The 24,970-nt window shown below is 59.2% G+C and carries 19 protein-coding genes; 7 read left to right on the top strand and 12 right to left on the bottom strand.

The features are described 5' to 3' along the window. Positions 1 to 2 precede the first annotated feature (2 nt). The 7 genes from ACTG1P_RS01770 to ACTG1P_RS01800 all read right to left on the bottom strand — a co-directional run bounded on the left by ACTG1P_RS01770 (position 3) and on the right by ACTG1P_RS01800 (position 9,942). The gene (locus ACTG1P_RS01770) at positions 3 to 1,721 is read right to left on the bottom strand and encodes a hydrogenase large subunit (protein ID WP_440000312.1); all 1,719 of its coding nucleotides are present in this window, start codon (positions 1,719 to 1,721) and stop codon (positions 3 to 5) included. 80 nt (positions 1,722 to 1,801) lie between these two features. After that, a complete protein-coding gene (locus tag ACTG1P_RS01775) occupies positions 1,802 to 2,755 on the bottom strand; it encodes a respiratory chain complex I subunit 1 family protein (protein WP_005345231.1) in 954 nt (317 codons plus the stop codon). Between the two features lies 1 nt (position 2,756). Continuing rightward, the gene (gene hyfB, locus ACTG1P_RS01780; RefSeq protein ID WP_440000313.1) at positions 2,757 to 4,628 is read right to left on the bottom strand and encodes a hydrogenase 4 subunit B; all 1,872 of its coding nucleotides are present in this window, start codon (positions 4,626 to 4,628) and stop codon (positions 2,757 to 2,759) included. After that, entirely contained in the window at positions 4,628 to 5,293 is a 666-nt protein-coding gene (locus ACTG1P_RS01785) for a 4Fe-4S dicluster domain-containing protein (RefSeq protein ID WP_421301751.1), read from the bottom strand. Before ACTG1P_RS01785 ends, hyfB begins: the two co-directional genes overlap by 1 nt. Before the next feature lie 489 nt (positions 5,294 to 5,782). Beyond that, a complete protein-coding gene (gene kup / locus ACTG1P_RS01790) occupies positions 5,783 to 7,651 on the bottom strand; it encodes a low affinity potassium transporter Kup (RefSeq protein ID WP_440000314.1) in 1,869 nt (622 codons plus the stop codon). 534 nt (positions 7,652 to 8,185) lie between these two features. Beyond that, the gene (locus ACTG1P_RS01795; protein ID WP_440000315.1) at positions 8,186 to 9,100 is read right to left on the bottom strand and encodes a hypothetical protein; all 915 of its coding nucleotides are present in this window, start codon (positions 9,098 to 9,100) and stop codon (positions 8,186 to 8,188) included. Positions 9,101 to 9,243: 143 nt separating this feature from the next. Further along, positions 9,244 to 9,942 carry an FRG domain-containing protein gene (locus ACTG1P_RS01800; RefSeq protein WP_440000316.1) on the bottom strand — a complete coding sequence of 233 codons (699 nt, stop codon included), beginning with the start codon at positions 9,940 to 9,942 and terminating at the stop codon, positions 9,244 to 9,246. Positions 9,943 to 10,617: 675 nt separating this feature from the next. Between ACTG1P_RS01800 and ACTG1P_RS01805 the strand changes: the two genes are divergently transcribed. The 5 genes from ACTG1P_RS01805 (at position 10,618) to fdhD (ending at position 17,280) form a co-directional block, all read left to right on the top strand. Beyond that, complete coding sequence (locus tag ACTG1P_RS01805; RefSeq protein ID WP_440000317.1) at positions 10,618 to 11,217, top strand: 4Fe-4S binding protein; 600 nt, start codon at positions 10,618 to 10,620, stop codon at positions 11,215 to 11,217. A 46-nt stretch (positions 11,218 to 11,263) separates the two neighbouring features. Then, the gene (gene fdhF / locus ACTG1P_RS01810) at positions 11,264 to 13,408 is read left to right on the top strand and encodes a formate dehydrogenase subunit alpha (protein ID WP_440000318.1); all 2,145 of its coding nucleotides are present in this window, start codon (positions 11,264 to 11,266) and stop codon (positions 13,406 to 13,408) included. A 97-nt stretch (positions 13,409 to 13,505) separates the two neighbouring features. Continuing rightward, entirely contained in the window at positions 13,506 to 13,904 is a 399-nt protein-coding gene (locus tag ACTG1P_RS01815) for a hypothetical protein (RefSeq protein WP_040065706.1), read from the top strand. 416 nt (positions 13,905 to 14,320) lie between these two features. Beyond that, positions 14,321 to 16,453, top strand: coding sequence for a sigma 54-interacting transcriptional regulator (locus ACTG1P_RS01820; protein WP_440000319.1), 2,133 nt, complete (start codon positions 14,321 to 14,323; stop codon positions 16,451 to 16,453). Beyond that, a complete protein-coding gene (fdhD, locus tag ACTG1P_RS01825) occupies positions 16,450 to 17,280 on the top strand; it encodes a formate dehydrogenase accessory sulfurtransferase FdhD (RefSeq protein ID WP_440000320.1) in 831 nt (276 codons plus the stop codon). The genes ACTG1P_RS01820 and fdhD overlap by 4 nt, the downstream gene beginning before the upstream one ends. A gap of 107 nt (positions 17,281 to 17,387) precedes the next feature. Here fdhD and asd read toward each other — a convergent pair whose 3' ends face one another. After that, positions 17,388 to 18,500, bottom strand: coding sequence for an aspartate-semialdehyde dehydrogenase (asd, locus tag ACTG1P_RS01830; protein WP_320656837.1), 1,113 nt, complete (start codon positions 18,498 to 18,500; stop codon positions 17,388 to 17,390). A gap of 25 nt (positions 18,501 to 18,525) precedes the next feature. Between asd and ACTG1P_RS01835 the strand changes: the two genes are divergently transcribed. Then, the gene (locus ACTG1P_RS01835) at positions 18,526 to 18,816 is read left to right on the top strand and encodes a hypothetical protein (protein ID WP_440000321.1); all 291 of its coding nucleotides are present in this window, start codon (positions 18,526 to 18,528) and stop codon (positions 18,814 to 18,816) included. Here the strand turns inward: ACTG1P_RS01835 and ACTG1P_RS01840 are convergent. From ACTG1P_RS01840 to ACTG1P_RS01850, 3 genes are all read right to left on the bottom strand, one after another. Beyond that, positions 18,807 to 20,102 (bottom strand): D-amino acid dehydrogenase, encoded by a 1,296-nt coding sequence (locus tag ACTG1P_RS01840; RefSeq protein ID WP_440002268.1) that lies wholly within the window; start codon positions 20,100 to 20,102, stop codon positions 18,807 to 18,809. The genes ACTG1P_RS01835 and ACTG1P_RS01840 overlap by 10 nt on opposite strands. A 193-nt stretch (positions 20,103 to 20,295) precedes the next feature. Beyond that, positions 20,296 to 21,816 (bottom strand): cryptochrome/photolyase family protein, encoded by a 1,521-nt coding sequence (locus ACTG1P_RS01845; protein ID WP_440000322.1) that lies wholly within the window; start codon positions 21,814 to 21,816, stop codon positions 20,296 to 20,298. Beyond that, a complete protein-coding gene (locus ACTG1P_RS01850; RefSeq protein ID WP_440000323.1) occupies positions 21,816 to 21,977 on the bottom strand; it encodes a DUF2256 domain-containing protein in 162 nt (53 codons plus the stop codon). Before ACTG1P_RS01850 ends, ACTG1P_RS01845 begins: the two co-directional genes overlap by 1 nt. A 461-nt stretch (positions 21,978 to 22,438) precedes the next feature. Between ACTG1P_RS01850 and ACTG1P_RS01855 the strand changes: the two genes are divergently transcribed. Continuing rightward, positions 22,439 to 23,824 (top strand): tryptophanase, encoded by a 1,386-nt coding sequence (locus ACTG1P_RS01855; RefSeq protein ID WP_440000324.1) that lies wholly within the window; start codon positions 22,439 to 22,441, stop codon positions 23,822 to 23,824. Positions 23,825 to 23,957: 133 nt separating this feature from the next. Here ACTG1P_RS01855 and cdd read toward each other — a convergent pair whose 3' ends face one another. Continuing rightward, positions 23,958 to 24,842, bottom strand: coding sequence for a cytidine deaminase (cdd, locus tag ACTG1P_RS01860; RefSeq protein ID WP_440000325.1), 885 nt, complete (start codon positions 24,840 to 24,842; stop codon positions 23,958 to 23,960). Between the last annotated feature and the right edge of the window lie 128 nt (positions 24,843 to 24,970).

Below are 24,970 nucleotides of genomic sequence, written 5' to 3' on the forward strand. Positions count from 1 at the left end.
CCTTATTTCAGCGGAGAGTTTTTGCGATCGATGCCGTAGCGCTCGATCTCCTTGTAGGAGACCACGGTGGATTTGCCCTTCTTGGGGTCGACCAGAGTGACCCGGTCGGTACAGGAGTAGCAGGGATCCAGACTGCCGATGATGAGCGGCGCATCCGCCACGGTATTGCCGCGCAGCATGTAACGCAGGGCAGGCCAGTTGGCGTAGGTGGCGGCGCGGCAGCGCCAGCGGAACAGCTTCTGGTTGTCCCCGGTCATGCTCCAGTGGACGTTCTCGCCGCGGGGCGCCTCGGTAAAGCCCAGCGCAAACTTGCCCGGCTGGTAGGTGAAGCCTTCGGTCAGCAGTGGCCCTTCCGGCAGGTGCTCAAGACCGAACTCAATCATGTCGAGGGAGTCGTAGAGCTCGTGGATGCGTACCAGCACCCGGGATTGCACGTCGCAACCCGCCTTGGTCTGGATCTCCATCGGCAGCTCGCGGTAGCCGGCAAAGTCGTGGACCCGACGCACGTCGCGCTTGAAGCCGCTCGCCCGCACCATGGGGCCGACGCAGCTGAAATCGCGGGCAACTTGCGGCTCGAGCTTGCCGATACCGATGAGGCGGGAAGAGATGTTGGCGGTATCAAGCAGCATGGCGACCAGGGGTTTGAGCTCATCACGGAGCTCCCGCACCAGCTGGGCACCCTTGATGCGATCTTCCTTGAAGATGTCGCGGCGTACCCCGCCAATCAGGTTGAGGCCGTAGGTCTTGCGGGCGCCGGTCAGCAGCTCGGCCAGGGTCATGGATTTTTCCCGCACCCGGAAGAACTGCATGAAGCCGGTGTCAAAACCGGTGAAGTGGCTCGACAGACCGATGTTGAGGATATGGCTGTGCAGGCGCTCCACCTCCAGCAGCACGGCGCGGATCATCTTGGCTCGCTCCGGCACCGGAATACCCATGGCGTTCTCCACCGAGGTGGTGTAGGCGACGCTGTGGGTAAAGCCGCAGATGCCGCAGACCCGGTCGGTCAGGAAGGCCACTTCGTTGTAGCCCATCCGGGTTTCCGCCAGCTTCTCCATGCCGCGATGGACATAGAAGAGGCGGTAGTCGGCATCGATGATGTCTTCCCCATCGACGAACAGCCGGAAGTGGCCCGGTTCATCGGAGGTGATGTGCAGCGGGCCAACCGGCAAGATGCGGTTGGCATCACTGCCGAGTTCGTTGACGAAAGGGTAGGTCTCGGTGTCGGTGGTGGGCATAGGGCGCTGGCGGTAATCCATGGCGTCCTTGCGCAGCGGGTGGATATCCTCCGGCCAGTCGTCCGGCAACACCAGACGGCGTTCGTCCGGCAGACCGATGGCGCGCAGGCCGTACATGTCGCGGATCTCCCGCTCGCCCCACACCGCCGCCGGAATGGTCGGGGTGATGGAGGGGTACTCCTGGGTATCGGCATCCACCAGCACCTTGACGGTGATCCAGCACTTGGTGTCGCCCTCCATGGAGAAGACGTGGTAGACGGCGAAGTGGCCGTTGAGGCTGCGCTCGTCATTGGCAAAGGAGAGCGGAAGCCAGCCCCCCAGCTGATGGAAGATCAGGCTGGCCGTTTCGACCAGACTGGTGGGCTTGACGGTGATGGTGGCCTGATCGGCGGTTTGCCACTCCTCGTCGACGATGGCGTGGGGCAGTTGTGCTCGCACCTGCTGGATGTAGTCGCAGCCGATGCGATCCGAAATGGCGATGGTCATGCAGTTCTCACTTTAATGTTCGGGAATGAGCATTCACAAATGATGAAATCGAAAAAAGGTGCTGTGCTGGCGGGCATGGCTCAGATCCCGACCAGATAGGCGAGCAGCGCCAGCAGAGCCAGCCCCAACCCGTAGCGGGTGAGCTTGTGGGTGCGCACGAACTGGGTACGGGCCATGGCGTTTTCGATGATGCCGGCTAGCAAAAATGCCACCAGCAGCTTGCAGGCGAGGATCAGCGCCGCGCCGATGAGCGCAGGCAGACTCCAGTTGGCCGCCTTGCCGAAGGGGAGGAAAATCACCAGAAAGAGCTGCACCACCACCAGTTGCTTGAGGCCGATGGAGAGCTTGAGCAAGGCCAGCCCCGCACCGGAGTACTCGGTAAGCGGCCCCTCCTGCAGCTCCTGCTCGGCTTCGGCGCAGTCAAAGGGCAGCTTGCCCATCTCGACAAACACCGCGAAGGCGCAGGCGGCACCGGCCAGCAGGGTGGCAATAGGCGCGGCCAGCGGCTGGGTCGCCACATAGCTGCTGATGTTGCCCAGATCCGAGCTGCCCACCATCATCGCCATGATGAAGCAGGCGAGCACCAGAATGGGCTCCACCAGAATGCCGAGAGTCAGTTCGCGGCGGGCGCCGATCCCTGCAAACATGCTGCCGCTGTCGAGCCCCGAGAGGGAGAAGAAGAAGCGGAAGATGGCGAACAGATAGATGTCGGTGATGAGATCCCCGGCGATGGGGAAGGGGGACTCGTGAGTCAGGGTCGGCAGTGCCATCCCCACCAGCAAGAGGGCGGCGATGAGCAACGCAGGCATCAGGTTGAAGATGATGCCGGCAGGCTCGGGGGTCACCTCCTGACGGCGCAGGAGCTTGGCGATATCCCGGTAATCCTGCAGCAGGCCCGGCCCCTGACGGGAGTGCATCTTGGCCCGCAGCACCCGGTTGAAACCGGTAGCGAGCGGCGCCAGCGCCAGCATGGCGATGGCCTGGGTCAGGGCGAGGGCAACCATGCCCCAGCTCGGCATTTCAAGAACAGGCATATCAGACTCCTACAGCCATCAGGATAAAGAGCGCCAGCACCACACCGTGCAGCAGCCAGCCGGTCGTCCCGCTGGTATCGCTCACCCCGTGCAGGGCGCTGGCCAGATCCAGCTGCGGCTGCTTGCGATAGAGCGGCGCGCAGAGTTGGCGCAAGGTGTGGGTGACACCGCCGGAGGTAAGGCTCATGCGCTCCTCATAGGCGTAACCACAGGCCCACGGGGTGCCAGCGTGACGACGACCCAGCTTGGTCCCCTTGAAGATGGCCAATACCAGCAACGGGATGAGGAACAGACCCAGCAGGGTGATGGCGATAACGGGTGGTGAGAGGATCGCCTGTGAGCTGTCGAGTGGCAGCAGGGTGGCGCCAGTGGCCACGTTCATTTGGCCGCTTACCAAGGCTTGGCCATAGCTGGCGATATGGGGGGCAATCCAGGGGGCGCCCAGACCCAGTACCAGACAGACCGCGGCCAGCAGCAGGGTGCCAGCCACCATGGCGCCCGGCACTTCTCGGGCGTGGCTCGCCTTCTCGCTGCGCGGGGCGCCGCAGAAGCAGATGCCGTACACCTTGACGAAACACATCACCGCCATGGCGCCGGTCACCGCCAGCATTACTACCGCGAGCGGCGCGACGACGGAGGTGCCGAGTTTGGTCATGGAGAGCAGGGAATGGTAGATAAACCACTCGCTGACAAAGCCGTTGAGCGGCGGCAGCGCCGAGATGGCCATGGCGCCGATGAGGAACGCCAGCGCAGTCCAGGGCATCAGCTTGGCCAGCCCCCCCATCTTGTCCATATCACGGGTGTGCAGGCGGAACATCACCGAGCCGGTGCCCATAAAGAGCAGGCTCTTGAAGATGGCGTGGTTGAGCAGGTGGTAGAGGGCACCGAGCAGCCCCAGCACCACCAGCGCCGGTTGCTGGTTGGCGATGCCGATCATGCCGATCCCCATCCCCATCAGGATGATGCCGATGTTCTCCACCGTGTGGTAGGCGAGCAGCCGCTTGAGATCGTGCTCGGCCAGCGCAAACAGCACCCCGAGCACTGCCGAGCAGGCGCCGAAGATCAGCACCACATAGCCCCACCAGAGCTGGCTGGCGCCGAGAAAATCGATGCTGACCCGCAAGATGCCGAAGAGACCCAGCTTCACCATCACGCCAGACATCAGCGCCGAGATATGGGACGGCGCAACGGGCTCGGCCACCGGCAGCCAGCCGTGCAGCGGCACGAAACCGGCGCGCAGGCCAAAGCCGCAGAAGCTGAGCAGGAAAACCAGAGAGGCCAATCCGCCCGCCAGATGGTGCTGACGCAGCGCGGCGAACTCCAGCGAGCCGCTTTCGCGGCAGAGCAGCCAGAAGGCGATCAGCACCAGTGCCATGCCGATATGGTTCATCACCAAGTAAAGCCGGCTCTGTTTGGCGGCTTCCGGGTTGGTTTTGACCAGCCAGTAGGTGGTGAGGGTCACCAGCTCGTAGCAGAGCAAGAAACCGAGCGCGTTGTCGGCCAGCACCATGCCCACCATGGCAAAGAGGAAGAGGTTCATCAGCGCGCCGATGGCCACATCCCCCTTGCCCTGATATTCGCGGATATAGGCAAAGGAGTAGAGGGCGACGGCGACGCCGACGGTGCTAATCACCAGCAGCATCAGCGCGGCCAGCATGTCGAGGTGCACCGAACCCAGCAGCCAGAGCTGGCCGTCGACGGGGGCGCCCTGGGCAAAGATCTGGATGGCGGCGACCAGACCCGCGAGTGAGCCCAGCAGGGCAAAGCCGCTGTTGAGGCGGTTGGCCAGTGCGGGCAGCTTTTGCAGGAGCAAACCGGCGGCAGCGCCCAGCAAAAAGAGCAGGAGCGTGGCCATAACAAGGGGGGACAACATCAGCGAACTCCCTCTGTGGTAGATAAATCGGAGGCAGGGATCGCCGTGGCAGGCGCCGAGAAGGCGGAGGCCCCTTGCGGGTTGGTGTCGGCCGCTTGCTGGCGACGGATACGGGCGGCGCGTTCGGTGTCGCCGTCATTGACCAGCTTCAGTGCCTGGGAGGGGCAGGCTCCGACACAGGCCGGGCCATCGGCGCGAAACTCGCACAGGTCGCACTTGACCGCGATGCTGCGCACCCCCGGCTCCCAGCTCAACAGATCCTCGCCAAAGCAGCGCAGGCCAGCGGAAGTGGAGGGGTTGCTGGAGCGGATGGAGCAGGGGATATAGGTGTCGTAACTGGTGGCCACGGCCACCGGACGGCTGCCGCCGCTCTGGACGGCGCCAAAGGGACAGGCCACGGCGCAGAGATTGCAGCCGATGCAGAGCGACTCGTTGAGTTGCACGCAATCGCCGGTCTGGCGAATTGCCTCGACCGGGCACACCTTGATGCAGGGGGCATCGTCACAGTGACGGCACTGAACCGGCATGGTCGCCTGCTCGTGTCGCATAACGGTTAAACGGGGGGCTTGCTGCAAACCTTGCGCCTTGTGTACCTCGCTGCAGGCCGCCATACAGGTGCCACAGCCGATACAAAGCTTGGGGTCAGCGATAACGAAGCGGTTCATAGCCTACCTTGTCGTGTCGCGAACGGAGAAAGTAGGGGCAGGTTGGCAAGATACGGGCCAGAATGGTTATTACAGATAAATTGGTTTTAAGTGGCTGTTTTTAAAAGAATAAAAATCTTCATGGGATTGGGTGAAAGGGCTGGTATGGCTGTCGAACTGTGACGTTCGTCACTTGTGACGAAGCCGCTGGGAGGGTTCGTCACCTTGGAAAACGCAGCATGAGTAGGGTGCAAAGAACGAAGTGAATTGCACCTCTCCGACATATGTTCGCGGTGCACGGCGCTGCGCTTATTGCACCCTACGGCTGTTGTGTGAGGGGAAATGAGCTGGTTCGATTTGCCGTGTTTTGCTCCCTTCTCCCCTTGCGGGAGAAGGGTTGGGGATGAGGGGGCCGGTAATCGGAGTTAACGGAAACAAGAGAGGGAGGCCAATGCCTCCCTCTCTATTTGCTGATGTTTTCTATGTCTTTAAGAGGCCATCAACCCGCCATCAGATATCCACCTGCGAACCCAGCTCGATGACCCGGTTGGGCGGGATCTCGAACTGATCCGGGGCGCGCAGGGCGTTGCGCTGCAGCAGCATAAAGAGCTTGCCGCGCAGGTAGAGATACCAGGGGCGCTCCTTCATGATCAGCGACTCGTGGGCCATGAAGAAGGAGGTCTCCATCATCCGGCAGCTCAGCCCCTCGGCGTTGCAGCGGTGGAAGATCTCCTCCACGTTCGGGGTCTCGCGCCAGCCGTAGCTTGCTACCACCCGCCAGAAGGTGGGGGAGAGCTGCTCGATGCAGACCCGGCGCACATTGTGGACGTAGGGCACATCCTCCACCCGTAGGGTGAGCAGGATGATCCGCTCGTGCAGCACCTTGTTGTGCTTGAGGTTATGCAAGAGCGCATGGGGGATCACATTGACCACCCGCGACATATAGACCGCAGTGCCGGCCACCCGGGTCGGCGGGGATTTTTCCAGCGAGGCGATCATCGGCTCAAGGGAGTTGCCGTGCTCGTTCAGGCGACGAATAAGCTGAAATCGCTCGCTCTTCCAGCTGGTCATCACGGTGAACATCACCGCGCCCAGGGTGAGCGGCAGCCAGCCACCGGAGAAGATCTTGGCGAGGTTGGCGGCAAACAGCGGCACGTCGATACAGAGCAGCGCGGCAAACAGGATGGCCACCAGATACTTGTTCCAGTGCCAGCTGTTCTTGGCCACCGAGCAGGAGAGGATGGAGGTGAGCACCATGGTGCCGGTCACCGCGATGCCGTAGGCCGCCGCCAGATTGCTGGAGTGCTCGAAGCTCATGATGACGATCACCACCGAGATATAGAGCATCCAGTTGATGACCGGAATATAGATCTGGCCGGACTCCTGCTCGGAGGTGTGAACGATGCGAATGGGGGAGAGATAACCGAGCCGCACCGCCTGCCGGGTCAGCGAAAAGACCCCGGAGATCACCGCCTGCGAGGCGATCACCGTCGCCATGGTTGCCAGCAGCAGCAGTGGCACCAGCGCCCATTTCGGCGCGAGCAGGAAGAAGGGGTTGGTAATGGCGGCGGGGTTACTCAGCAGCAGCGCCCCCTGCCCGAAGTAGTTGAGCACCAGGGAGGGCAGCACCACGATAAACCAGGCGAGGCGAATGGGGTTTTTGCCAAAATGGCCCATATCCGCGTAGAGCGCCTCCACCCCTGTGATGGCCAGCACCACGGCGCCGAGGGCAAAGAAGGAGGTGGTCTGGTACTGGACAAAGAAGCGCACCGCCCAAATGGGGTTGAGCGCCCCCAGCACCTCGGGGTTGTGGATGATGCCGCGCAGCCCCAGCACTGCCAGCGTCATAAACCAGATCAGCATGATGGGGGCAAACAGCTTGCCCACCATGGCGGTGCCATGTTTCTGGATGGCGAACAGCAGGGTCAGCACCAGCACCGATAGAGTGACGATATAGGGGTCAAGGGCGGGGGTGAGAATGCTCAGACCCTCGATGGCCGACATCACCGACATCGCCGGGGTGATCACCACCTCGCCATAGAAGAAGCTGCCGCCAATCAGGCCGAGGATGATCAGCAGTGGCGTCCAGCGGGTGGAGGCGTTGCGGGTCGCCAGCGACATCAGGGTGAGAATGCCACCCTCACCGGCGTTGTCGGCCCGCATCACAAAGGAGAGGTACTTGACCGACACCACCAGGATCAGCAGCCAGAAGATCAGCGAGAGAAAGCCGAGAATGGAGGCCGGCTCGACGCCGAACCCGAATTGACCTGACAGGCACTCGCGCAAGGTATAGAGCGGGCTGGTGCCGATATCGCCATAGACTACGCCAATCGCCGCCAGCATAACGCCGGGAGTGGCTTGTTGTTTATCACAGTTCATGAGTTCATCTTGTCAGTTTGATGTTTACACGTTTGCCAACGCACAGCTGCCCGACCTACCAGGAGAGTCGTGATATTTAATCGGGAGAGAATTAATGGATTGCGATGGGAAAGGGCGCTAACGGAATAGTGATCTGCTTGTCATGGAACACAGTCTGTTCATCTGTCATTAAGCTTATAATGACACACACTCTGCGGGACTATGCTCAGTTATAAATAATCAAAAGTTCAATTTGAGTAAGAGAATTAATTATCCGGCGATTGAAATAGGCCGCGACAATGCAGGCAACAGTTTGTTTTATCTAGCGAAGTGGTTTGGCTACTCTCTTTTACCAAAAAGGATAATAAATAGACGATAAAGTAATCACTAATTAATTGCTGGCAGGATGGCAAAGGGGATGCAGTTGAGCTGCGATGGAGTCTTTATGTACCAGAGGGGAAAGGTAGGGTGCAATGAACGAAGTGAATGGCACCAAGTATTAAAAGAGGTAAGAGGTGCAATGCGCTGCGCTTATTGCACCCTACAGTGATATTTTTATAAACTCATTTCAGCACATTTTCTGGTGTGATACTTGGCCACCCTTATTAATTCAGCTGTATGCTCAGGGTATTGCTGCTGTAAGAGGCTGAGGGCATCAGCCAAGGTAATCTGATGCAGATTAAAGCAGGTATCAAAAATCAACGACCATATTTGTTCTTTGAACCCATCAATATCATTATGGGTGGCGCAGGAGTTCCACAAGTTTAAATCCAGTTCGTCATCAGGATCTTCAAGGGGACTGACGGCTTGTAAATTGAGATTGCCTAGCATGGCATTATATTGAGCATCAGATAACGATGTTTTGCAGCGAACTATCCAGGCCAGGGTGATAAGGTTATGGCCAAAAAAACCTGGCTGCTGCAAACAGGAATGCAATACATCCTCTAATGTTACCGGCAGTCCTGTTGTGATCGCCTCACAGCGCTCTCTATTTTCTTCATTAGGGAAGGTAGCAGTGACAAACTCCGTGACCCGATTTAAAAATGCAGGTACCCACTCGGGAGGAAGGGCGCTGTATACCTTATTAAGCGCAAGCAAAATGGTGACGTTATGGGATAAATATTCGGGCTTATTGGCTGCCTTGGCGATATAGAATTCAAAGATATCGTGAAAGCCGTACTCGGCATGCCATTGGGAAATAGCTTGGTAGGCAGCGGGATAGATACCACGTGCCAGAATACGATGTCTGCGTAAATCGGAGAAAGCGACAGGCTGCACACTATCGGTAAGTACCGTTGACACCTGTAATCCATCCTTGGCAATCAATTTGGCGGTTTGTTGCGACAAGGCTTCCGGCTGCCCAAGGTGTTTGGCAAGAAATTGAGCTGATAAATAGGCTTTTAGCGCATGAGGCTGATGAATAATAGCGCTGCTATGTACAGCTTGCTCAAGTAGTTCCCGAGATGTCATTTATCCTCCATAAATTTAACGTGCTCCTTAAAGGGTTGGCAAAACATAACCCGCAAACTCCACTGTCGTAGGGTGCAATGGAAATTACTTGCACTCTGAGGTGAGCATAAATGCGATTTCTCTTATGTTTTATATGATTGGCATCATATAAGTCCATATTCATTAGATATATTCTTAGCAATGCCCTCAATTCCGGGGAACATAGATTTATCATCTACACCATAAATTGACGCCATAATGTCAAGTTCAATTTTTACATGCTCACCTATTATCCATTTTTCCATGTTGGCATTTAAATAAGGAGTGGTTAAATTACTATGAACAGTAAACAAACCTGATTGCGCAGTAATTCTCTGTGTTACATGACTTGGTTCAAAAATACATGCATCTTGGATTGAAAAAGGACTTTCAGTTTTATCAGCACTCTGAATGCCATATATGTCTTTAATTACATAAATTGCTGAGTTAATGTTGGACAGGTTTTTGTGGCATGAAAAATATACTGCTACAAGTGGATTTAAAGTCCAATCCAGTAGCCTTGTAGGTAGCCCATGATGTTGGGCTAAAGCCAATAATTCCCAATCATCATGAAATTGGTTGCTTAAGTAAGGCCTGATATGACGTTTGAAACTTTCAAAAGCTGCTATTTCAGTATTGTTGTTTACTTCATAAGTTAGTGCATATTTTTCCCTATCATCTATGTTTTTAATTAATGCTCTGCCCATGGTCGAAATAAGCTGGTAATTAGCGTTTTGAACGCCACGATACATTGGATGGTACTCGTGCATTGACTCAACAAGTTTATGGAAGTCATATGTGTTTTTAATATGTTTTATATCCATGACAATCTCATTGTTAGATAATTTTTTAAATCAATAATTTGAAATGTCGGATCTAACTGGCATTAAAAGCATATTGATGATGGGGTGGTATAACTGTCATCCTACGTTCCAGCACAGATGTGCTCTTTACCAGCAGTTGTTCATTGCCCATCGCTATTAAAACGACCCCAACGGAGCTGGTTGCCAACTGGCACATATTAACCGGATGGATAGAAAACTGAAGGGGCAGGGGCCTAAAACCGGCTCTGGCTCAACAAATCAGTCAATAAGTGGCCTATTTTTGTTCGGTTTGGCTTGCTGCACAACCCATTTTTGTCCCTTGGTATGGCTTTTCTCCCCCGATTCTCCTTCCTCCACTTGTCCGGTTTGGGGCGGCCGATCTTGGCAGCAAACTCCTTCGAACGGTTCCGTTATATGGCTGGGGCAGGGCTGGTCAGCCGGTGTCGAGCTCGTCACTTTTGTCGTATCGATCACACTTCCCACCCGTCGTCACTCTCGTCAGTTGTGGCATCCAGCAAGCATCTCTTTCTGATTATTCCTTTATTTTCAGTTGCTTGTGAATTTTTATCGCGCCATTCTCCCGTTTTGGTCTGATAAATGCTTTGTAGGGGGCTGGCCGCCTTTTTGCCTGTCGGCGGGCGGCCCGGTGTAACGAACCATTTAGGATCCCTCTCTATGAACAGCTTCGTGATTGCAGATCCCAGTCTCTGTATTGGGTGTCGTACCTGTGAGGTGGCCTGCGCCGTTTCACACCAGTCAGGGTCTTGCAGCGGGACCCTTGAGCGGGAGGGCGGCCTGCATCTTGCCATCGAGGATGGACATCTGGTCTCCAAGGACAGCTACTTTCAGCCGCGCCTGAAGGTGATCGTGGGCAGCAAGGTGACCACGCCGGTGCTCTGCCGCCAGTGTGAAGACAAGCCGTGCGCCATGGCCTGCCCGAACAATGCCATCGTCAGCGAGGATGGTTGCGTCAAGGTGTTGCAGGAGCGCTGCATCGGCTGCAAGTCCTGCGTGGTGGCCTGTCCTTACGGCGCCATGGCGGTGGTGCTCAAAGAGGTGGCACCCGCTGCCGATCCGCTCTTCAAGCGTCCGCAGACCAAGGCGCAGGCGCTCAAGTGCGATCTCTGCCGTCACCGCGAGGCGGGCCCGGCCTGTGTCGAGGTGTGTCCGACCCAGGCGCTGCGGCTGGTCACGCCGGAGCATCTTGAAACCCTGAACCGGCAGAAGCAGCTGGCCAGTGCCGAGGCACTGCTGGCGATGCCAGCGCGGGTGTGAGCGGGCTTGCCGAGCCGTTTTTCGTTAACAAACAAGAGTGTGAGTCATGAAAAAAGTCATTACCGTGTGCCCCTATTGCGGCACCGGTTGCAAAATCAACCTGCTGGTTGAAAACGACAAGGTGGTGGGGGCCGAAGGCGCCAACGGCCGGACCAACGAGGGGCAGCTCTGCCTCAAGGGCTATTACGGTTGGGATTTTTTGAACGACACCAACCTGCTGACCCCCCGTCTCAAGAGCCCGATGATCCGCCGCGAACGCGGTGGCAAGTTCGAGGCCGTCTCCTGGGATGAGGCGATCGAGTTCGCCAGCAGCCGTCTCTCTGCCATCAAGGCGAAATATGGCCCGGACGCCATCATGACCACTGGCTCTGCCCGCGGCCCCGGCAATGAAGCCAACTATGTGATGCAGAAATTTGCCCGTGCGGTGATTGGGACGAACAACGTCGACCACTGCGCGAGGGTGTGACACGCACCCTCAGTCTCCGGTCTGGAGACAACTGTAGGCAACGGCGCCATGAGCAACGCCATTCCCGAAATTCAAGAGACCAAGTGCCTGCTGGTGTTTGGTTACAACGCTGCTGACTCTCACCCCATCGTCGCCCGCCATATCCTCAAGGCGAAGGCAAACGGGGCCAAGGTGATTGTGTGCGATCCCCGTATGGTGGAGACCGCCCGCATCGCCGATCAGTGGCTGCCGCTCAAAAACGGTTCCAACATGGCGCTGGTTAACGCCTTCGCCAACGTGTTGATCAATGAAGGGCTATACAACAAGGCCTTTGTCGCCAGTTATACCGAAGGGTTCGAGACCTTCAAGGCGACGGTGGCCAAGTACACCCCGGAATATGTGGAGGGGATCACTGGCCTCAAAGCCGCCGATATCCGCGCCGCCATTCGCACCTACGCCGAGTCGCCTGCGTCCATGATCCTGTGGGGCATGGGGGTGACCCAGTACGGTCAGGCGGTGGATGTGGTCAAGGGGCTGGCGGGTCTGGCGCTGCTGACCGGCAACTTCGGTCGCCGTGGCACCGGTTGCGGGCCGGTACGTGGTCAGAACAATGTGCAGGGCACCTGTGACATGGGGATGCTGCCGCACCAGTTCCCGGGTTATCAGTCGGTGGCCGATCCCGAGATCAGCGCCAAGTTCGCCAAGGCGTGGGGGGTGGCGTCGCTTTCCCAAAAACCCGGCTATCGCCTGACCGAGCTTGGCCACAAGGTGGAGGAGGGCAAGTGCAAGGCCTTCTACATCTTCGGTGAAGATCCGGCCCAGACCGAAGCTGACTTGGGTCAGTTCCGCCGCACTCTGGCGGGGATGGAGCTGGTGATCGTGCAGGATATCTTCATGACCCAGACCGCCGAGATGGCCGACGTCATTCTGCCCGCCACCAGCTGGGGTGAGCACGAGGGGGTCTACAGCTCGGCAGATCGCGGCTTCCAGCGTTTCTACAAGGCGGTGACGCCCCCCGAGAACGTGAAACCGGACTGGGCCATCTTCTCGTTGATGGCGACCGCCATGGGTTATCCCATGGAGTATCGCGACACCCAACAGATCTGGGACGAGATGCGTGCGCTCTGCCCGCTCTATGCCGGGGTCAGCTACGACAAGATGGCCGATCTCAAGAGCGTGCAGTGGCCTTGCCCGACCGAGGATCACCCGGGCACCAGCACTCTGTTCGAGGGGAATGTGTTCACCACCCCGAGCGGCAAGGGTCAGCTGATCGCCTCCGAGTGGCGGCCGCCGCTGGAGCAGCCCTGTGCAGAGTACCCGCTGGTGCTCTCCACCGTGCGCGAGGTAGGTCACTACTCCTGCCGCTCCATGACCGGCAACTGCTCGGCGCTGCAAACCCTGGCCGATGAGCCGGGTTATGTGCAGATCCACCCGAGCGATGCCAAAAAGCTTGGGGTGAAGGATCAGGCGCTGGTCTGGATCTCGTCGCGCCGTGGCAAGGTGATCACCCGGGCCAACTACAACGACCGGGTCAACGCCGGGGTGGTCTACATGACCTACCAGTGGTGGATCGGGGCCTGCAACGAGCTCACCATCGAGCACGTCGATCCCGTCTCCCACACGCCGGAGTACAAGTACTGCGCGGTGAAGATCGAGCGCATCGACAATCAGCCTGAGGCGGAAGTGTACGTCCAGACTGAATACAGCGCGCTCAAGGCGAAATTGCGCAGCGCAGCCAAAGGCTGACCCGCCCTAAAAAAGGACGTTCTGCACAAATAAGGGAACCCGACTCGGATTTATCGAGTCGGGCACCCTTTTATTACCCAAAAACAGGGGATAAATGATGCAACATGAAATTGGTCGCTTATTCGGAATTTTCTATATTGGCACCTATCTGGCGGCGATATTGCTGGGAATAGGTTGCTATATTTGGCGCGACGAGATGATATTTCTGCTCGGCTTCGGTTTTTTCGGCTGTTTTATGGCAGCACGGCTCGCCATGGGCAGCGTATTTTCCGCCTTGAGTATTTCCAGTGCCTGGCTGATCGGGTTTATCTCCACCACCTTGATCAACTGCCTGCTGCTGGGGGTGATCACCCTGCTGGTCTACCTCACTCACCAGTGCGTATCGGTTGAGCTTGCCGACAACGCCAGCTGGCTGTTGATGGCCTTCCAGAGCCTGTCGGCCCTCTTTATCTTCGGTGGCCTGAAGTGCTGCCACAGCCGGATCATCACCTCATAAACTGCCGATGAATGGGCAGCAAACGCCATCTTGAAACCCGCAGCCAGCGAAGAGGAGAGGCAGATCTGACAGTTGACGGCGGCCCACTTTTCGGGCGCCTTAATTGAGATCAAGAACTGATGAAATAACCGGTTAAATATGGCCATCAGATATATTAAATCGGATTGTAATGAAATTTGAGCTCATCTATGATGAGTCGCCATTCCAATATATCCCCCGATAACGATGTTACTTTTTGTTGTCGTTCGTTAATAACAACTCTGGAATTGCAACATGCGACAATTTTCGTCACCGCTTTTCTTATTGGCAGCCGTTTTTACGGGCTGCGGCTATTTATTTCGGTGACGGGTGTTTGTCGTGATGCGATGGCATGGACAGCCTGACTGGTGACTAAATCGATATAACGTGAGGCCGCAATGCTAAATGTGAGTGCCATCCCCCTGGACGAGATCTCTCCCATCTGGGACGACGGTTTCCTCCTGCTCTCCAAATCCCTCCTGTCGGCCGTGACGCTCGATGATTTTATCCACAAACTCAACAAGATAGATGCCAGCTTCGGCGGCGTGACCCGGGTCAATCTGATCCTCAACATGGGTGCAGACGAGGAGGCCATCTTCTATTTCATGGGACATTCCGGCCCAAAGCATCTGGTCTGCCCCAAGGCAGAGCTGCACCTCTCCCCCCGTCCTACCAAAGAGACCCCGGAACAGGCTATCATTCTCGCTGCCGCCCGCTTTGAGAATCGCTGCCCGGCTCTGGATCGCAAAGGGGTCTACGGGGGGCTGCGCTCCTACTGCCAGCTCCCCATCACCACTGCCCGCAGCCATCTGGGCGGGGTCGAGTTTATCAACACCCAGCTCGACAGCTTCACCATGGAGACGCTCGCCAAGCTGACCCAGCTGGCGGCCATTATCGCCATTGCGCTGGAGAACGTGCTCGACAAGGAGCGCACTCTGGAGCAGGCCAACTCCCTGCGTCTTGAGCGCGACAGCTGCAAAATTCTGGTGGATGTGACCAATGCGGTGATCAAACTGGTGCGCATCGCCGAGCTGCCCAAGAGCCTGTTTGCCATCCTGCACCATCACTTTGGCATCAGCAGCTTGTGTCTGGCGGAGTACAACGCCACCTCCGACAGTTTCAAGAGCTATCTGGTCAATCAGCACCAGAGCGAGCAGCCGGGCATCATCGATCACTCCTGTTTCGAAAAGAAGTGCCTGCAGGGGGCCCTTGGCCATAGCGAGCCGTTTTTTGTCTATCGTGAACATGGCCACGGCTGCAGCAATCGCTGCCGCTTTACCTCCCAGATCCTGCCGCCCGAGGCCGACAGCTCCTGCATTTTGCCGCTGCGCTATCGGGGGAACCTGCTGGGGGTGTTGATCCTCTCGCACCCCAACGCCGACTTCTTTGCCGATATCGATATCTCCCTGCTAGAGCAGGTGGCGGCACGCACGGCAATTGCCATGAACAACGTGCAGGCGCAGCAGGAGATCTCCAACACCACGGGGGCCCGCGAGAAGACCATTCGCATCAACGAGCCGCAGATGCAGGGGGAGTTCCCCCACATCATCTACCAGAGCGCGGTGATGGAGAGCGTGCTGGAGAAGGTGCGGCTGGTGGCCGAGAGCGACAGTACCGTGCTGATCCTCGGCGAGACCGGCACCGGCAAGGAGCTGATCGCCCAGGCCATTCACGCCCTGAGTGCCCGCCACGATCACGAGATGGTGAAGGTGAACTGCGCCGCCATCCCGACCGGCCTTATCGAAAGCGATCTCTTTGGCCACGAGAAGGGGGCCTTTACCGGCGCCCTGACCCAGCGGATCGGCCGTTTCGAGCGGGCCCACAAGGGCACCCTGTTCCTCGACGAAGTGGGGGATATGCCGCTGGACTTGCAGCCCAAACTCTTGCGGGTATTGCAGGAGCACGAGCTGGAGCGGGTGGGCAACAGCAACCCCATCGCAGTGGATGTGCGCCTGGTGGCCGCCACCAACTGCGATCTGCTCTCCATGGTCAAGAACAAGCGCTTTCGCAGTGACCTCTATTACCGCCTCAATGTCTTTCCCATCGAGCTACCGCCCCTGCGCGAGCGGCGCGAGGACATTCCGCTCTTGGTCAATTTCTTTATCAAGAAGATCGCCAAGCGGATGCGCCGCACCATCACCTCTATCCCCGCCGATGCGATGAAGATGCTGGTGTCGCTGCCGTGGTACGGCAATATCCGCGAGCTGGAGAACGTCATCGAACGCGCCGTGGTGATGACCCGCGGCCATGTGCTCAACCTCTCGCCCGATGAGCTGATGCCGCTCAAGGGTTACCACAAGATTGAGACCCTGGTGTATGACGAGCCCGCCACGCCGCTCTTTGCCGAGGAGGGGCCGATTGATGAGCGCGAAGCGATCATCGCCGCCCTGCGTGACAGCAACGGCATCGTCGCTGGCGAGCGGGGGGCGGCCAACCGCCTCGGCATGAAGCGCACCACCTTGCTCTCCAAGATGAAGCGCCTCGGCATCTCGGCCCGGGATCCCGAAATTATTGACGGGGTCGCACCATGAGAGAGCTACTTGAGCTGGAGGCGCAGAACGAACTGGCCCGCTGCGCCATCCACCGCGAGGTGGTGCACTACCGCGCCGATACCTTGACCTGCGACAGCGCAATGGCGCTCCCCTCCGAGACGCCGGTGGCGCTGGTCTACAACGGTATCGCCCACAGCGTGATGATGTGCTCGGCCTCCGATCTGGAGGATTTTGCCATCGGTTTTTCGCTCTCCGAGGGGATCATCGACAGCCTGCTCGATATCCACGACATCGAGCAGATTGACGGCTGTCAGGGGATTGAGTTGCATATCACTCTGGCCAATCGCTGCGTTCACCGCCTCAAAGAGAAGCGGCGCACGCTCGCGGGGCGCACCGGTTGCGGCATCTGCGGCAGCGAGAGTCTTGAGCAGGTGATCCGCACCCAGCCAGCGCTGCCTGACAGCCAGAGTCTGGCGGTGGGCCATATCGACAAGGTATTGAGCGCGCTGCGCCCGCTCCAGCTGCTGGGCCAGCGCACCGGCGCCACCCATGCGGCGGTGCATCTGGATGGGGAAGGCAACATTCTCGCCATTCGCGAGGATGTGGGGCGCCATATTGCGCTGGACAAGCTGGTGGGTCACTTGTGCCGCAGCGGTCGCCGTGATGGTGCCATTCTGGTGACCAGCCGCGCCAGTTTCGAGATGGTGCAAAAGTGCGCCAGCGCCGGGGTGGAGATCTTGCTCGCCATCTCGGCTGCCACCGAGCTTGCGGTCGAGCGGGCCGAGCAGACCGGTCTCACCCTGGTGGGTTTTTGCCGCCCCGGGCGGGCCGAGATCTATAGCGGCTGTCAGCGTATTCTGCTTTAAGTGACAGCAAGAGTGAGAGCCTGCTAAAGGGCTTATAAAAACAGGCAATGAAAAAGGGCGGGGAGTGTGACTCCCCGCCCTTGTTGTTTCTGCCTCTAGCTTGCGGATTAGCGCGCCAGCAGGATACGCAGCATGCGGCGCAGCGGCTCGGCGGCGCCCCACAGCAGCTGGTCACCCACGGTAAAGGCGGCCAGATACTCAGGGCCCATATTGAGTTTGCGCAGACGACCCACCGGAATGCTGAGGGTGCCGGTGACGGCCGCCGGAGTCAGCTCGCGGGCGGTGATATCGCGATCGTTGGGGATCACCTTCACCCAGTCGTTGTGGGCAGCCAGCAGGGCCTCGATCTCCGCCAGCGGCACATCTTTTTTCAGCTTGATGGTGAACGCTTGGCTGTGGCAGCGCAGGGCACCGATCCGCACGCAGAGACCATCCACCGGAATGACGGCGTTTTCGATACCCAAAATCTTGTTGGTCTCGGCCTGACCCTTCCACTCTTCACGGCTCTGGCCGTTGTCGAGCTTGGTGTCGATCCAGGGGATAAGGCCACCGGCGAGCGGTACGCCGAAGTTGTCTACCGGCAGGGTGCCGGAGCGGGTCTTCTCGGTGATCTTGCGCTCGATATCGAGAATGGCGGAGGCAGGGTCGGCCAGCTCGACCGCCACTTCATCGCGCAGCATCCCCATCTGGGTGACCAGCTCGCGCATATGGCGGGCACCACCACCGGAGGCGGCTTGATAGGTGGCCACGCTTACCCACTCCACCAGATCGGCCTTGAACAGGCCGCCGAGGGCCAGCAGCATCAGGCTGACGGTGCAGTTGCCGCCAACGAAGGTCTTGATGCCGTTGTTTAGGGCCTGCTCGATGACATCGCCGTTGACCGGATCCAGAATGATGACGGCATCTTTCTCCATCCGCAGAGCGGAGGCGGCGTCAATCCAGTAACCCTGCCAGCCGGCGGCTTTCAGGCGCGGATAGACATCCTTGGTGTAGTCGCCGCCTTGGGCGGTGATGATGATATCCTGCCTGGCCAGCGCCTCGATATCGAAGGCGTCCTGCAGAGTACCGGCATCGACGCCGAAGTTGGGAGCGGCCTCACCGGCCTGGGAGGTGGTGAAGAAGGTGGGTTGAATATGGGCGAAATCCTGCTCTTCCTGCATCCGGCTCATCAGAACCGATCCCACCATGCCACGCCAACCGACCAAACCTACTTTTTTCATATTGTCCTACCCTGGATTGCTGCTAATGAAAGGGGTGTTGCACGCCTGCGTCCCTGCTGGCGAAGGCCATTTACAAGGTCTTTACAAGCCATTTAAAAAATATGCGCTGCGAAAAATGCGTCTATCCACATTACGGATTGTGACGGCGGGCGCAAGTCGAATTGCACAATATTCTGTGCCGTTCGCTGCAATAAGCGGCAACGGCGGAGCGAGGGACAAAACGGGGCGCAGTAACGATGAAAAGGCCACCGCTTATGGCGGTGGCATGTCAATAAAGCGGGGGAAACAGCCCGACCGCGTGGGCGCTCAGGCGTAACGGGCCAGGGTCAACCCCTCGTCGCTGATGGCGGGTTCGCTGCCGCTGATAAGATCGCACAACAGCTGACCCGAACCGGCCGCCATGGTCCAGCCCAGGGTGCCGTGGCCGGTATTGAGCCAGAGACCGGGAATGGGGCTCGGCCCCACCAGCGGGGTGCCATCCGGCGTCATGGGGCGCAGACCGGTCCAGAACTCGGCCTTGTTGATATCACCCCCCTCGGGGAAGAGATCGCCCACCACCATCGCCAGAGTGTCGTGGCGCCTCGGATTAAGGGCGAGGTTGTAGCCCGAGAGCTCCGCCATGCCGCCGACCCGGATCCGCTCGTCAAAACGGGTGATGGCCACCTTGTAGGTTTCGTCGAGCACTGTACTGCGCGGCGCGGCCTCGGCGTTGATCATTGGCAGGGTGAGGGAGTAGCCCTTGACCGGATAGACCGGCAGCTCCAGCCCGAGCGGGCGCAGCAGCGGCCGTAAAAAGCCGGTGGCATAACTGCCGAGCGCACAGACGATGGCATCGGCGCGATAGCGCTGCTCACCCGCCCGTACCGCCACGGCGCGGCCGCGGGCTTGCTCAATCTCGTCGATGTCGCAGTTGAAGACGAACTTGACCCCGAGCTTCTCGGCTTCAAGGGCAAGGGCCTTGGTGAAGCGGAAGCAGTCGCCGGTCTCGTCGCCGGGCAGGCGCAGGCCGCCGACGATTTTGCCGCGCACCCGCGCCAGCGCAGGCTCTGCCGCTTCGCAGCCGCTGGCATCCAGCGACTGGTAGGGGACGCCGTACTCCTCCAGCACCTCGATATCGCGCTGACTGGCATCGAGCTGGGATTGGCTGCGAAACAGCTGCAGGGTGCCGAGCTGGCGCCCTTCGTAATCGATGCTCAACTCGTCGCGCAGTGCCTTCATACAGTCGCGGCTGTATTCGGCGAGGCGCACCATGCGCCCCTTGTTGGTGGCATAGGCGGTCGGTGTGCAGTTGGCGAGCATTTTGAGCATCCAGCGCAGCTGGAAGGGATCAGCAGTGGGGCGCACGGTGAAGGGGGCATGCTTTTGCAACATCCATTTGGCCGCCTTGAGGGGGATGCCGGGAGCCGCCCAGGGGGCCGCATAACCGGGTGATATTTGCCCGGCGTTGGCATGGCTGGTTTCAAGGGCAACGCCCCCTTGTCGCTCCAGCAAGGTCACCTTGTGACCCGCTTTGGCCAGATACCAGGCGCTGGTTACCCCGATCACGCCGCCACCGAGAACCACTATCTCCATATCGTCTTTCCTTAGACTCGTTTTTCTGATGTTTGGTTGATGGAAACCTTGATGTGGCCACCACCATAATCAGCCGCCACAGGATATTCAACCGCTCTGCGCAGGATTGGGATCTCCGTCTGCCTGCCAGTCACGGGGTGGTGTTTGATGCGATGACGCGCCTGATTGCCAGCGTAAATCGCTGCGCTGCTGTCAGGGGTATGTGTCAGGGGGCATGGCCCGCTTACAGCTGCTCAAGATGGATGAGATAGTGCTCCGCCGTCGCCAGAATGGCCTGCTGCTGTTCGGCGGCTTGGCCATCCCAGTTGGCATAGGGGAGGGCGAGGCGGGGATTGCCGCCCAGTTTGTCCCGATTGCGCCATAAAAAGTGCCAGTAGAGGCTGTTGAAGGGGCAACTCCCGTCGCCGCTGCGGGCTTTGACCTGATAGTGGCACCCCTTGCAGTAGTGGCCCATCCGCTCGAGATAGGCGCCGCTGCTGGCGTAGGGCTTGCTGCCCATCAGGCCGCCATCGGCAAACTGGCTCATGCCGCGGGTGTTGGGCAGCTCCACCCACTCGATGGCATCCACATAGATGCCGAGATACCACTGATCAACCTCGTCAGGATCAATCCCCGCCAGCAGGGCAAAGTTGCCGGTCACCATCAGCCGCTGGATATGGTGGGCGTAACCGTGCTCAAGGGATTGGTTGATGGCATGGCGCACGCAGGCCATGTCTGTTTCACCGCTCCAGAAAAAGCCGGGCAGCGGCCGGTTGGCACCGAGAAAATTGGTGCGCTGATAGTCGGGCATCTTCTCCCAGTAGAGGGCACGGACAAACTCGCGCCAGCCGAGGATCTGGCGGATAAAGCCCTCCACCTGCGCCAACGTGATGGTGGCCTGATTGGCCTGCCAGTGGGCTTCGGCGGCGCGGATCACCTCAAGCGGATGGAGCATCTTGCTGTTGAGGGAAAACGACAGTCGGCTGTGAAACAGGCTCCAGCCCCGCTCGCTCAGGGCATCCTGATAGCGGCCAAAGTGGGGCAGACAGTGGGTGAGAAAATGGGCCAGCAGCTCACGACTCTGGCGTCTTGTGATAGGCCACGGCAGTTGGCTGGCATCCGCCTCGCCGATGGTGCTGACCCCGTGGCGGGTCAGCATGGTATCAATCTCGCTCACCTCGTTGGCAAAGGTGAGGGGGGCCGGGATTGGCTGGCTAGCCGGCAGTTTGGCTCGGTTCTCGTCATCAAAATTCCAGCGCCCGCCAAGGGGTTGGCCGCGCTCATCGAGCAGCACTTGATATTGCTTTCGCAGGGAGCGGTAGAAGAACTCCATCCGGCTGTGGGGGTAGCGCTGCCAGCCATCGCGGGGGGTGAGAAAATGTTCGCTCTCCACCTCGGTGGCAGGGATGGCAAGTCCTGCCGCCCAGCTTTTCAACTGGCTGGCAAGGCGCCACTCGTCCGGGCTCTGCCAGGCAAAGCTGCTGGCCTGATGTGCTTCGAGCTGAGCCTCCAGCAAGCCGGGCAAGTCGTGCCAGCGGGCGCTCTCGTCGAGGGTCAGGTAACAGACGCGGTGGCCCGCTTGGGTGAGTGCTGCCGCGAAGGCGCGCATGGCGGCAAAGAAGGCCAGCACCTTCTGGCGATGGTGGCGGCAGTAGTCGGTCTCCTGACGCAGTTCCGCCATCAGATAACAGATTGCCGGATCCGGGGGGCGAAACCAGCTGTGACCGGCGTTCAGCTGATCGCCAAGAATAAGACGCAGCTCCATCAGACTCGCTCCTCAGGTTGCTGCCTGCTGTGACGAGCGTGGCGACAGCGCTCGCTGCAGTAGCGAACCTCCTCCCAGCTGCGCGCCCACTTGCGCCGCCAGCTGAAGGGGCGCTGGCAGACGGGGCAGATCTTCTCGGGCAGATGGGGTTTGCGATGCATTATGGCTTCCGGCCCTGGCTGATGGGGGGATGTGGCGTGTGGGTAGGGAGAATAACGAACCGGGGGCGCGGGCGGATCAACTTCACTGCCAGTTTGCCGCGCAGATGTGCACTTTGTGAGCGGGCGCACAGCCCGTCAGTGCACTCCTTGTTTGAAAATTAACCAGCCGTTAACGTGGCGAGGCTGCCCGTTGGCAGCATCCATCAACGGATCTTGTTGGCCATCGACTGTCTACAACCGATATGGAGGGGAGTGATGCCAATCATGACAGCTACGCCCCGGGCAGCTTGCCTGCTCGCCCACTGGTATACCCGGGATCCCATTCTCACCTTCGACTTTCCTCACCGCTGATTGGCGGCACCCGCCGTTTGAATTTGTCAGCCGGACGACCCTGATCGCCCCGGCCTCTTTGCCAATCCCGATTTCAAACACACTGGCCTTGCGCCGGTGAGGAGTCTTTTATGCGTCGTATACCCGAGCCGTTTCGTATCAAGATGGTCGAGCCCATCAAACAGACCACTGGCGCCGAGCGTCGTGCAGCCCTCGAGGCCGCTGGCTGGAACCCCTTCCTGCTGCTGGCCGAGGATGTCTATATCGATCTGCTGACCGACAGCGGCACAGGTGCCATGTCCGACCGCCAGTGGGCCGGTATCATGATGGGGGACGAAGCCTATGCGGGCAGCCGCAACTTCGTCGAGCTGGAGAGCTCGGTGCGCGATATCTTCGGCTATCAGCATGTGATGCCCACCCACCAGGGGCGCGGGGCGGAGCAGATCCTCTTCCCCGAGCTGGTCAAGCGCTGCAAGGGCAAGGCGCCGGTGTTTATCTCAAACTACCACTTCGACACCACCAAAGCCCATGTGGAGTTGGCTGGCGCGCGGGCCATCAACCTGCTCACCCCGAAAGCCCTCGATACCACGGCCCCCTACGCCTGGAAGGGGGATTTTGATCTTCCTCGCCTGAGCGACACCATCGAGACTATGGGGGCCGACAACGTGGCCGGTATCATCATCACGGTCACCTGCAACAGCGCCGGTGGCCAGCCGGTCTCCATGGCTAATATGGAGGCGGTTTCCGAGCTGGCCCGTCGCCACCATATTCCGGTGGTGATCGACGCTGCCCGTTTCGCCGAGAACGCCTGGTTTATCAAGGAGCGGGATCCTGCCTATGCCAAGTGCAGCATCAAGGAGATAGTGCGCCAGATGTTTGCGCTGGGGGACATCTTCACTATGTCGGCCAAAAAGGACGGGTTGGTCAATATCGGTGGGCTCTGCTGCTTCAAGGAGGATCTCGACCTGTTTCGCGCGGTACAGGTGCGCTGCGTGGCGATAGAAGGATTTGTCACCTATGGCGGCCTTGCCGGACGGGACATGGCGGCGCTTGCCATCGGTCTGCGCGAGGGGATGGATGAGGAGTATCTCACCTACCGCATCAGTCAGGTGGCCTATCTCGGCGAGCGGCTGGCCGAGGCGGGCATCCCCATCCAGACCCCCACTGGCGGTCATGCGGTGTTTGTCGATGCCAAAAAATTGCTGCCCCATATTCCGGCCGAGCAGTTCCCCGCCCATGCGCTCGCTTGCGAGCTCTATCTGGAAGGGGGCGTGCGCGGGGTGGAGATCGGCTCCCTGCTGCTGGGGCGTGATCCCGTGACCGGCAAGCAGGAGGCGGCGGACTTTGAGCTGCTGCGGCTCACCATTCCGCGCCGGGTCTACACCCGGGATCACATGGACTATGTGGCCGACTGCCTGATCGCGGTGAAAGCGCGGGCCAGCGACATTCGCGGGCTCACCTTTGACTACGAGCCGCCGCTGCTGCGCCACTTCACCGCGCGGCTGAAACCGGTTTGATCAGCAACCGGTTAGATGTGCTGATCAACCGCGCCAATCAGTGAGATCAAGGGCCGTTCCCGATTAAACGGCCAAGTAAAAAAGCCCCCGCACCTTGGTGCGGGGGCTTTCGTTTATCGACACAAAGCCGGGATCAAACCGCCTGATACTCCAGCTCGACCGAGCCCAGCGCCTTGAGGGTGGACTGGGCGGAGTCACGTTGGCTGATCTGGCCGTTTTTATTCTCCAGCAGCACGGCGCGGCGGATGGTGGCGAGATCCTCGCCGTTAAGCACCGCATGGGCGCAGGCCATCTGCATCGGCGGCAGGCTGGGGTTGAAGGCGGCGTTCTCGGCGTAGCGGCCAGAGAAGATGCGGCCATCGGCAAACTGCAGCGCTACCGCGGCATAGCCCTGGCTGTAGGGGGCGTAGCTTTGACGGGCTGCGGCCAGCGCGGCCTGCGACAGCGGGTCTTCGCTTTGAAGCTGAAGCTCTGCGTGATCCTGCGGGCTCATCAGCGCATCCGTGATGTCGAGATCCGCCGGGCCAAACGAGTGGGGCAGGAAGGATTGCAGGGCACTCAGGTCATCGGGCAGAGAGACTTTCAGGATCTTGGCGGTGCTCAGCTCGTTCATGAACTGACGGCAGTGGCCGCAGGGGGTGTAGTTGACGGTGATTTCAGAGATCCCGGTCTCGCCACCCAGCCAGGCGTTGGAGATGGCGGACTGCTCGGCGTGAACCGAGTGGAACAACCCTTGCCCTGCGAACTCCATGTTGGCACCGAAGTACCAGGTGCCACTCAGGCCGCAGGCGATGGCACCGACGTAAAATTTGGAGATGGGCGCCACCGAGCAGGCAGCAGCCAGCGGCAACAGGGTGAGGCGCAGGGCGCGATCATCGAGACCTGTGGCGGCTTTCAGGGTGGCGACTTGCTCCGGCGTGAAGCGGGCGTTGAAGTCGGCACTATCCAGCATGGGCTGCACGGCTGCTTTGAGCGGGGCAGAGAGGGTATCGAATGGCTTGGCAAAACGGGGATGCATAGTGTGTCCTCAAAGGCCAATTGGGCGGCCATTGTAGGGAGCAAGCTCGGGTAAATGTGTGAGCAGGCTCACGCCCTGATGGGCAAACGGAGGGGGATGGTAATGGAAACGTTTGTCTTGTGCAAATT

Origin of the sequence: Aeromonas sp. 11P, assembly GCF_051920165.1 — a bacterium.
GTDB lineage: Bacteria > Pseudomonadota > Gammaproteobacteria > Enterobacterales > Aeromonadaceae > Aeromonas > Aeromonas veronii.